Origin of the sequence: Shewanella gelidii (assembly GCF_014647855.1) — a bacterium.
Lineage (GTDB): Bacteria > Pseudomonadota > Gammaproteobacteria > Enterobacterales > Shewanellaceae > Shewanella > Shewanella gelidii.
Genome location: NZ_BMPZ01000037.1, coordinates 1 through 222, shown reverse-complemented (window position 1 = coordinate 222; position 222 = coordinate 1). Strand labels below are relative to the sequence as shown.

The 222-nt window shown below is 53.6% G+C and carries 1 protein-coding gene; it reads right to left on the bottom strand.

The genetic code is table 11. The features are described from left to right. On the bottom strand, positions 1 to 222 hold a 222-nt coding region (locus IEY18_RS17340), incomplete at both ends, for a hypothetical protein (RefSeq protein WP_229780030.1).

Here is a 222-nt window from a genome sequence, read left to right as displayed (position 1 = left end):
GCTGTAGCTGCCATCGGTGTTTAAGATCAACACCCCAATACCGGCGATGGTGACGCTATCGCCCGCATTGTAAGTGCTGTTATCGCCGGCGACCGAAACGGATCGGTTTCTGGCGTTTTTTTTTTTGGAAGATGTGCCTTCGAGCACACTGCCCGTAATCGGCGTATCTTCAGCGGTGCTGACCACTTCGTTCGCATCCACAAACGGATCGGTTTCTGGCGT